This is a genomic window from Propioniciclava sp., from assembly GCF_036744435.1.
Lineage (GTDB): Bacteria > Actinomycetota > Actinomycetes > Propionibacteriales > Propionibacteriaceae > Propioniciclava.
The window spans coordinates 1,240-10,061 of the sequence record NZ_DAIOIA010000111.1; the positions used below are offsets into that span (position 1 = coordinate 1,240).

At 72.4% G+C, this 8,822-nt stretch carries 10 protein-coding genes; 4 read left to right on the forward strand and 6 right to left on the reverse strand.

Going from position 1 to position 8,822, the window contains the following annotated elements; translation table 11 throughout:
- Window positions 1-305 (reverse strand): hypothetical protein (locus tag V7E09_RS12345; protein ID WP_324523461.1); only part of this gene is annotated, 305 nt, incomplete at its 3' end.
- Between V7E09_RS12345 and trxB the strand changes: the two genes are divergently transcribed.
- Together trxB and V7E09_RS12355 are read left to right on the forward strand one after the other, a co-directional pair.
- On the forward strand, window positions 304-1,281 hold the full coding sequence (trxB, locus tag V7E09_RS12350) for a thioredoxin-disulfide reductase (protein ID WP_324511562.1): 978 nt from the start codon (window positions 304-306) through the stop codon (window positions 1,279-1,281). The genes V7E09_RS12345 and trxB overlap by 2 nt on opposite strands.
- Window positions 1,282-1,430: 149 nt before the next feature.
- A complete protein-coding gene (locus tag V7E09_RS12355) occupies window positions 1,431-2,177 on the forward strand; it encodes a HEAT repeat domain-containing protein (protein WP_324511561.1) in 747 nt (248 codons plus the stop codon).
- 93 nt (window positions 2,178-2,270) lie between these two features.
- Here the strand turns inward: V7E09_RS12355 and V7E09_RS12360 are convergent, their stop codons facing one another.
- Window positions 2,271-3,707: an MFS transporter gene (locus V7E09_RS12360; RefSeq protein WP_324523462.1), complete on the reverse strand. Its 1,437-nt coding sequence runs from the start codon at window positions 3,705-3,707 to the stop codon at window positions 2,271-2,273.
- A 51-nt stretch (window positions 3,708-3,758) separates the two neighbouring features.
- Here V7E09_RS12360 and V7E09_RS12365 point away from each other — a divergent pair, with 51 nt between their 5' ends.
- On the forward strand, window positions 3,759-4,493 hold the full coding sequence (locus tag V7E09_RS12365; RefSeq protein ID WP_324511559.1) for a TetR/AcrR family transcriptional regulator: 735 nt from the start codon (window positions 3,759-3,761) through the stop codon (window positions 4,491-4,493).
- Window positions 4,494-4,522: 29 nt separating this feature from the next.
- Here V7E09_RS12365 and V7E09_RS12370 read toward each other — a convergent pair whose 3' ends face one another.
- Window positions 4,523-5,614 carry a HEAT repeat domain-containing protein gene (locus tag V7E09_RS12370; protein ID WP_324511558.1) on the reverse strand — a complete coding sequence of 364 codons (1,092 nt, stop codon included), beginning with the start codon at window positions 5,612-5,614 and terminating at the stop codon, window positions 4,523-4,525.
- A 174-nt stretch (window positions 5,615-5,788) separates the two neighbouring features.
- Between V7E09_RS12370 and trxA the strand changes: the two genes are divergently transcribed.
- The gene (trxA, locus tag V7E09_RS12375) at window positions 5,789-6,112 is read left to right on the forward strand and encodes a thioredoxin (RefSeq protein WP_324511557.1); all 324 of its coding nucleotides are present in this window, start codon (window positions 5,789-5,791) and stop codon (window positions 6,110-6,112) included.
- Between the two features lie 15 nt (window positions 6,113-6,127).
- Here trxA and V7E09_RS12380 read toward each other — a convergent pair whose 3' ends face one another.
- From V7E09_RS12380 to V7E09_RS12390, 3 genes are all read right to left on the reverse strand, one after another.
- Window positions 6,128-6,874, reverse strand: a complete 747-nt coding sequence (locus V7E09_RS12380) for an FAD:protein FMN transferase (RefSeq protein ID WP_324511556.1) — start codon at window positions 6,872-6,874, stop codon at window positions 6,128-6,130.
- Window positions 6,871-7,401 carry an FMN-binding protein gene (locus tag V7E09_RS12385; RefSeq protein WP_324511555.1) on the reverse strand — a complete coding sequence of 177 codons (531 nt, stop codon included), beginning with the start codon at window positions 7,399-7,401 and terminating at the stop codon, window positions 6,871-6,873. Before V7E09_RS12385 ends, V7E09_RS12380 begins: the two co-directional genes overlap by 4 nt.
- Before the next feature lie 58 nt (window positions 7,402-7,459).
- Window positions 7,460-8,822, reverse strand: a 1,363-nt coding sequence (locus V7E09_RS12390) for a ferredoxin reductase family protein (protein ID WP_324523463.1), incomplete at its 5' end; no start/stop codon positions are given.

Consider the following 8,822-nt stretch of genomic DNA (forward strand, 5'->3'; position numbering starts at 1 on the left):
GGCCAGGATCCTGGCCCCTGCTGGGCGGACGACCCTCCCGACGTCGGATCCGGGGGACGGCGCCAGAACTGATCGTCGCTCATGCGTGGCTCCTTTCCGTCGGCCACGGGCGCGCACCGCTCGGGGAGCGTGGCTGCGGAACGACGAACGGGGGATGGATACAGGCTGACCTTATCGGCCCGGCGGCGCTCGGCGTCCACCCCGGCGACCGCGGCAACGGGCGGGGAATGCCCCGGCGCCGAGCGGGGTTGTAGGGATGTGGCCGGTAGTCTGGCCGCACCACCCAGCACGAGGAACACACTCATGAGCGACGTCCGCGAAGTCATCGTCATCGGCTCCGGCCCCACCGGCTACACCGCCGCGGTCTACACCGCGCGCGCCAACCTGGCCCCGCTGGTGTTCACCGGGTCCGTCGAGGCCGGTGGCGCGCTGATGAATACCACCGAGGTCGAGAACTTCCCCGGCTTCCCCGAGGGCATCATGGGCCCCGACCTGATGATGAACATGCGCGCCCAGGCCGAACGGTTCGGGGCGGAACTCATCGAAGAAGACGTGGTCGAGGTCGACCTGACCGGTCCCATCAAGGTCGTCAAGGACGCCAACGGCGACGAGTACCGCGCGAAGGCCGTCATCTTGGCCATGGGCTCCGGCTACCGCCACCTGCACATCCCGGGCGAGGACAAGCTGTCCGGCAAGGGGGTCTCGTGGTGCGCGACGTGCGACGGCTTCTTCTTCCGCAACAAGAACATCGCGGTCATCGGCGGCGGTGATTCGGCCGTCGAGGAGGCCACCTTCCTGAGCCGCTTCGGAGACACCGTCACCATGATCGTCCGCCGCGACGAGCTCCGTGCCAGCAAGATCATGGCCGAGCGCGCCGCCGCCGACCCGAAGATCAGCATCGTGTGGGACTCGGTCCCCGAGACGATCAACGGCGAGAACAACGTCACCTCGCTCACCGTCCGCAACGTCAAGACCGACGAGACGACCGACATCCCCGTCCAGGGCGTGTTCGTCGCGATCGGTCACGACCCCCGTTCGGCGCTGGTCCGCGGCCAGGTCGACCTGGACGACGCCGGCTACGTGCTGGTCAAGCCGGGCACCCAGGAGACGAACCTGCCGGGCGTGTTCGCGGCCGGTGACCTGGTGGATCACACCTACCGGCAGGCGATCACCGCGGCGGGCACCGGGTGCGCCGCCGCCTTGGATGCCGAGCGCTACCTGGCCTCCCTGGGCGACGTGACCGCCGCCGAGGGCTTGGCCGCCGCCCTGGCGAACCTCTGAGAGCCCGCCGCACACGCTGCTCGTCGCGAGTGAGCCGCGTGGAGCCCACATCGCGCCAGCAGCACGGACCCCCTCTCCCTCCTCACAAGGGCATTTGACCTTGACGCGACGTCAATCTTTATGGTTCAGGCTTAGGAGGTCGAACAACCATGACGAACAACACTGATCGACTCATCGCCCAGCTCACCGACCCGGACGGCACGAACCGGCGGCACGCCGCCCTCGCGCTGGGGCGCGAGCAGGACCCGAGCGGCACCACGGCTACCGCGCTCGTCGAGCGCCTCGCCACCGAGGCCGACTCCTGCGTCCGCGAGGATCTGACCTGGGCCACCGTGCAGCACATCGACACGGCCCTGCCGCAGGTGCTGGGGATGCTGACCGCGCAGGACGCCGACACCCGGCGCACCGGCGCTCACGTGCTGAGCAAGGTCGGCGACCCGGTGCACTTCGACGCGCTGGCACCCCTGGTGTCCGACGCGGCGTCCGATGTCGCCATCAAGGCCTACCGGGCCGTCGCCAACACCGGGCGTCCCGAGGCGCTGGCGGTGCTGGCCACCCGGCTCGGGGACGGTGACGCCCTGCAGCGCGACGCGCTCACCGGCGCGTTCGCCGGCTTCGGCGAGGCTGCGGTCCCGACCCTGGTCGAGGGGCTCGGCTCCTCGGACCGGGACGTGCGCGTGCACGCCGCCGACGCCCTGGGCCACCTGGGAGTCGATGCGGTCACCGCGACGGACGCGCTCGGCGCCCTGGCGTCCGACCCGGACGCTGACGTGCGCCTGGCGGCGGTCGCCGCCCTGGGTCAGTTCGGCCCCGAGGCCGCTGCGGCGGTCGAGGGGTTCCGTTCGGATGCCGACCGGCGCGTCGCCGCCACGGCATCCCGGCTGACCGTTTCGTGACGACCTGACCGGTCCGCGCTGACGCAGGTCCCGCCCCCTGGGTGCGGGACCTGCGTCGTCCTCGGGCGGCGCCGCTCCGCCGCAGCCTCGCCGTCACGGCGCCCCAACGGGGTTCGCGTGCTGGCGTGAGCGTGCGAAGCCGTAGGCGACGAGCCCGGCCGCCAGCGCCGTCAGCGCACCCCCGCCCCAGGTGACGGCGTCCTCGAACTGCGCCGCCTGCTGGGGCGTCCACCCGGGCGCCGTGATGCTCCCGGCGACGAACGCGGCGATCAGCGTCCCGGCGACGGCCACTCCGGCCCCGTTGGCCACCTCCGTGACGGTGTCGGTCAAGGCCGCGCCGACCGACGTCCTTGCGGCGGGCAGCCCGTCGAGGACGGTGATCGCCGCCACCACGCCGATGACGCGCAGCCCGGCGGCGACGAGGGCGAGCGCCACCGCGACGCCTCCGTAGCCGACGCGGTTGAGGCCGGTGAACAGAGCCAGGCCCAGCACCACGGCCGAGGCGCTCACCCAGGCGGCGCGGGCCATCCCCCAGCGCGCGACCAGCGGGTTCACGAAGGGGCCAAGCGCCAGCAGCACGACCACCTGCGGCAGCATCCCGACCGCAGCCAGCGCCGGTGGCCACCCCCAGGCGAACTGCAACTGCAGGGTCACCAGGTAGGAGAGCCCGGCCGTGGCAAGGCCCGCGGCCGCCTTGAAGGCGAGACCGCTCGCCACCAGCGGGCTTCCCAGCAGGGCCAGGTCGATCAGGGGGTGGGAGGCGCGCCGCTCCTGGATCCAGAAGAGCCCGGCGGCCGCCAGGGCGCCGCCGAGCAACCCCCACGGAAGGGCGCTGCGCGGGCCGACCTCGACGAACCCGGTCGGCGCGAGGAGTGCCAGCACGATGGCGGCCGTGGCGAGGAGTGCCCCCACGACGTCCAGCGGTGCGCGATGCAGCGTCTCGGGGGCGTCCTGCCCGATCCCAGCTCGGATTCCGACGAGGGCGTAGAGGGCGATGGGGACGTTGACCAGCAGCAGCACCTGCCAGGGCGCCACGCCGAGGACGAGGCCTCCCATCGTGGGGCCGACGGCCAGCCCGATCAGCCCGACGGTCGAGATGACGGTCACCGCGCGCACGCGAGCGGCTTCCTCGTCGAACAGCCGGTAGGCCAGCGCCATGGAACCCGGAGTCGTCATGGCTGCGGCGATTCCCATCAGCCCCCGCAGGGCGATCAACTGCTCCGCCGTGGAGACCAGAACGGTCGCGGCGCTCGCGGTGGCCAGCAGGGCCAGCCCGATCAGCATCATGCGGCGGCGTCCGAATCGGTCGGCCAGCGAGCCGAACAGCAGCATGAGGCCTCCGAAGGCGACGGCGTAGCTGCCGGTCACCCACTGCAACGCCGTGGCCGACGCGGCGAGGTCGCGTCCGATGGTGGGAAGCGCCACCGTGAGGATCGAGTTGTCGAGCATTTCGACCAGGAAGACCGCCGAGAGCGCGCTGAGGGGAAGCCAGGACGCTCGTAGCGAGATGGAACGGTGTTCGTTATGCACGAACATCGTTCTAACGCCCGAACGGCGTTCGTGTCAAGGTAGGGTGTGGACATGTCCTCCCCGCAACGGCGCCGCGACGCCCGACACGCATCCGGCGAACCCGCGGCGCCGCCGAAGGCCCCGCTCTCCGCCGAGCGCATCACCTCCGCAGCCTTGGCCCTCGTCGCCGAAGAGGGTTACGACGCGTTGACCATGCGCAGCCTCGCCACGCGCCTGGGCACCGGCCCGGCTTCGCTGTACGCCCACGTCGTCAACAAGGCCGACCTCGACGAACTGCTCATCGGACGCCTGTGCCGCGACGTCCTCCTGCCCACGCCCGAGCCGAACCGGTGGCGCGAGCAGATCACCGACGTATGCGTCCAGCTCCGCGACCGCTACCTGGCCTACCCCGGCATCTCCCGCGCAGCCCTGGCGATCGACGTGACCGACCTCGATGTCCTCCGGGTCAACGAAGGGATGCTGGCCATCCTGATCGGGGCGGGGATCGCGCCACAGACCGCGGCCTGGGCCATCGACGCACTGTTCCTCTATGTGGGCGCCTACGCGATGGATGTCGCCGCCGCCCAGGGGGGAGGCGGCGACTCACGTCACCACGGCTCCCGGCAGCGGGCCGACCTCATCGCCCGGTTCGAGAACCTCCCATCGGACCGCTTCCCCCAGATCCGCGCCCACGCTCGCGCCCTCACCTCCGGGACGGAGCACGAGCGGTTCTCGTTCACGCTCGACCTCCTGCTGCGGGGCCTCCCCGACTCCTCCGCGCAGGCGGCGCCGTCACCGACCGCGTGAGCCACCCGGCTCGACCGCACGGACACCGTTCACGGGCGCCCCTGCTCAGGACGCGCCCGGGAGAGGAGGGCCGTCGCCAGGGCGCCCGTCCTTCCCCCCGCTGCGGAGGCCAGGGCGAAAGCGGCGACGATGGGCTCGGCTGCGGGCAGCGCCGCCAGGGCCATCAGGGACGCGACCCGGACCTCCTCGTCGTCATCGCGGGTGGCCGCGACCAGCGCGTCCGTGCCCCGGGTGTCCTCCAGCAAGCCGAGCGTTTCGGCGGCATCCGCGCGGGTGGTCGCCTCCGAGGCCCCCAAAGCCACGAGGACCGGGCCGAAGGCGTCCGCGCCGAGGGCGCCCAGGGCCGTCACGGTCGTGCCGCGCTGGGACGCCGACCCACGACCCAGCGCCACCGCGAGCGCGGCGGCTGCCTCGGGGCCGCCGAGCTGACCCAGCGCTTGGGCGGCCTTCGCGGCCACCTCCGGGACCGGGTCGGCGAGCAGGCCGGTGAGCGCCCCGGCAGCGCGCGGGTCGCGGAGTTTGCCCAGCGCGTGAGCCATCTGCGTCCGGACGCCGGGGTCCGGGTCGGCCAGGTGCCCGATCAGCGCGTCGAAGGCCGTTCCGCCGCGCCGCACCAGCGCCCAGGTGGCGGCCTCCCGGACGCCGGGTTCCGGGTCGTCCCGCAGCAGCCCGATCAGGTCATCGGTGGTGATCGCATCGGGGGACTCCAGCGCCGCCCGGAACCGCACTCCCCCGTCGGGGTGCCGGACGCGTTCGCTCAGCTCGATCGCGGTCAGCACGTCGTCCCAGTCATCATGGGACGCGGCGAGCAGCCCGCGCAGACGTGCCAGCAGTGCCTGTTCGGCGCTGATCCGCTCCTCGACCGCGTCGATGTGCTCGCGCAGCGTCGTCTGCGGATCCAGACCGTTCCGCAGCGCAGCCCCGATCTCCGTCAGACCCAGACCCAGCGATTTCAGGTGCTGGATGGCGAGCAGCCGCCGCACATCCTCGAGGGTGTATTGCCGGTAGTCGCCGCCGCTGCGGCCGCTGGGAACCAGCAGCCCGAGCGCGTCGTAGTGCCGCAGCGTCCGCGTCGTGAGCCCCGTGCGACGGGCGACCTCGCCGATCTGCATCCACTCCATGCCAGGAGCCTAATCGGGGACCGTGACCGACGCCGGATGGGGCGTCCCACGGTGTTCGCCCGTGTCGCGGGAAGAATCCGCGTCAGTGCCGACGTTTAGGATGTGACCGAACCGATCGATCATGCACGCGCGCCCCTCCCGCGAGCGCGCGGCACCACACAAGGAGTGAGAACCATGGGCGCAGTCCCCGCCGTCACCGACGCCTCGTTCGACCAGGATGTCCTGAAGTCCTCCAAGCCCGTGCTGGTGGACTACTGGGCCGACTGGTGCACCCCCTGCAAGCAGATCGCGCCGATCATCGAGGAACTGGCCGCCGAGCACGGCGACAAGATCAGCTTCGTCAAGCTGGACACCAACGACAACACGGCCGTCCCGACGCAGTACGGGATCATGAGCATCCCGACGCTGCAGCTCTTCGTCGGCGGCGAGGTCGCCACGCAGATCGTCGGCGCCCGCTCCAAGGGCGCCATCCTCAAGGCGCTCAACGAGTACCTCTGAGCGACTGCCGCCTCATCACGCCGCGGGCGGGGCCGTCCGGAAGGCGGGGGTGCTCCAGAACTCGCCGTTGACCCCACACGCCAGCACGTCGACGCCCCCCTGGGCGGCGGCGTGCTGCAGGGTCGTGACGCCCCCCGCGAGGATCGCCGTCGCCCACACGTCCGCGGTGACGATGTCGGGAGCGGAGACGCTGACCTGGCAGAACCGGTGGTCGGCGCCAGCGCGCCAGACGTGCTCGCCGCGCTCCGCGGTCCCCGATGTGGCCAGCGCCCGCGTGCCCTCGCCCAGGTCGAGGCCCGACAGCAACACCTGCCGGTCCCGGGGGTCGACAACCCCCGCATGCCATGGTCGTCCGTCGGGGGCATCCCCGCTCACCAGGATGTCGCCGCCCGCGTTCAGGCACCAGGCCTCGCACCCGGCATCCGTGAGGGCCTTCCCGGCCTCGTCGAGGGCCAGCGCCTTCACCAGGCCGGACAGGTCGATCGCCCCGTCGGGACGCCGCGGCCGAAACGCGTTGCCGGTCAGGAATCGCCACCGGGTCGCCTGGTCGTAGACGTCGTGGAACTCCGGCGAGGCGTCGCGCAGCGGCAGGTCGCGGCGGGCGACCCGGTCACCCTCGCTGCCCAGCCGCCACAAGCTGAAGCGTGCGTCGTAGCGGTGGAACGCGCCCGCGACCTCCTGCTGCACGCCGACCGGGATGGCGTCGGGGGTGGTGAGACTCACGACGGTCCCCATCACGGGGAACACGAACCGGGCACTCATGCCGACGCCTCGTCGAGGGCCGACTGCAACGAGGTCAGGTACGCCTGCGAGGTGTAGGTGGCCCCCGAGACCGTGTCAACCCGCGCGCTGTCGGCGGCGAGGATCTCCTGCCGCAGGGTCGGGATCGCCGCCGCGTTGATCGAGCTGGATCGGCCGCCGCTCGACGCGCTCACCTGCTCCGACAGCGACGCGATCGCCCCGGAGCGGATCGTGACGGTCACGGTCACCTGCCCGTAGCGGTGGCTGACCGTGTCGCCGGTGTACGTGCCGTCGGTCAGGCTCGTGGCCGAACCCGACCCTGCGGCGGCCGTCGCGGACGGCGTCGCTGTGGCGCTCGCGCTCGGGACGCTGGTCGTCTGGGTGGACGTCGTGTCGTCGGTGGTCGTGACGTCCGCCGTACCGGTGACCGGCTGGTCGGTCGTCGGCGCCACCGGCAACGTGTAACCCTGAGCGGTGCCGTAGAGCCACCCCAGTCCCAGCACCCCGGTGGACGCGATCGCCGCCGCGACGGTGGCGCGTGTGCTCATGGGAGACTCCCTTCCTCAGTGGCACGGCAGGCGCCGCGCAGTACGTCGTGCCGGCCCGTCACCATGCGAACGCCTCCGCGTGGATCCGGGCGGGCGGCAAGCCCGCCACCAACGCCTCCCCGACGACCTGCTCGCGGACGGGACCCGGTCCGCAGACGTACAGGTCCGCGTCGGCCAGGTCGGGAGCGAGGTCGCGCAGGCTGGTGGCGCGGGCGCCCTCCGGCAGCCAGGACGCCGATCCGTCGGCGTGGCGGCGCCGCGAGCCGACCAGTTCGATCAGCCGGACGCCCCGCGTCGCCGCCAGGGTGTGCAGTTCGGCGCGGTGCGGGATCTCCTCGACGCTGCCCGCCCGCACGATCGCGGTCGCCGCGCCCGGACGCACCGGCAGATCTCCCATCAGCGACAGCACCGGGGCGATGCCGCTGCCCACTCCCACCAACACCACCCTGTCGGTGGTGCGCATGCGCTCGGTGAAGACCCCGTAGGGGCCGGCGAACAGCACCGGCGTCCCCGGACGCAGGCGCGTGGCGATGAGGTCCGTTCCGGCGCCGCTGCGGCGGATGGTGATCCGGACGCGCTGCCCATCAGGGGTCGCCGACACCGAGAACGGATGCCCGTGCCACCACAGCCCGGGGGCGAGGAAGCGCCAGGTGAAGAACTGGCCCGCCTCCAGGCCGATGCGATCGAGCCGGCGTCCGCTCATGTCGATGGCGACCGTGTCGCGGGCGACGGGGGTGACCGCGGTGACGACGAGCCGGTGTTCCAGCGTCGCGAAGAGCGGCAGGAACACGCGGTAGGTGAGGACGACGAACGCGGTCACCACCCAGACCGCCAGCCACCCTGCGGCGGCGAGCCCCGACGCGAACACCTCCCCCATCGTGAACTGGTGCGGGAGGCTCACGGCGACGGCGACGTAGGTGAGCAGGTGAATGCCGAACCACACCTCGTGCGGCAGGCGGGCGCGCGCCATCGCCACCGAACTGGCGGCCACCACGGCGAGGAGCAGGAGCCCCACCACGGCGAGGGCGGCGTCGTTCGTCGCCCACAGCTGCCCGAACTCCCCCCACCAGGTGAGGCCGTCGGCCAGCGCGTAGCCGGCCACCACGAACAGGCCGTGGAACACCAGCCCGAGAAAGGCCGGCTTGCCGAGGCTGGCGTGAATCCTGAGGGCCCGGTCGTGGCCCAGAACGCGTTCCACGGCTGGGACGCGGGCCGCCAGCCACAGCATCTCGACGACGATGGCGGTGGCGACCAGCCCGGAGAGGATCCCCGCGCCGGTCAGCAGCCCGGCCGGTGAGGAGGCGGCCTGGCTCAGGCCGCCGGTGGCAAGCCAGGCGACGACGGGCACCGCCGGCCACACCCAGGCGAGGACGGTCAGGACGCCGCGCGCCCGGGCCGGGCCCCTGCCCCGCGGCGCGAGC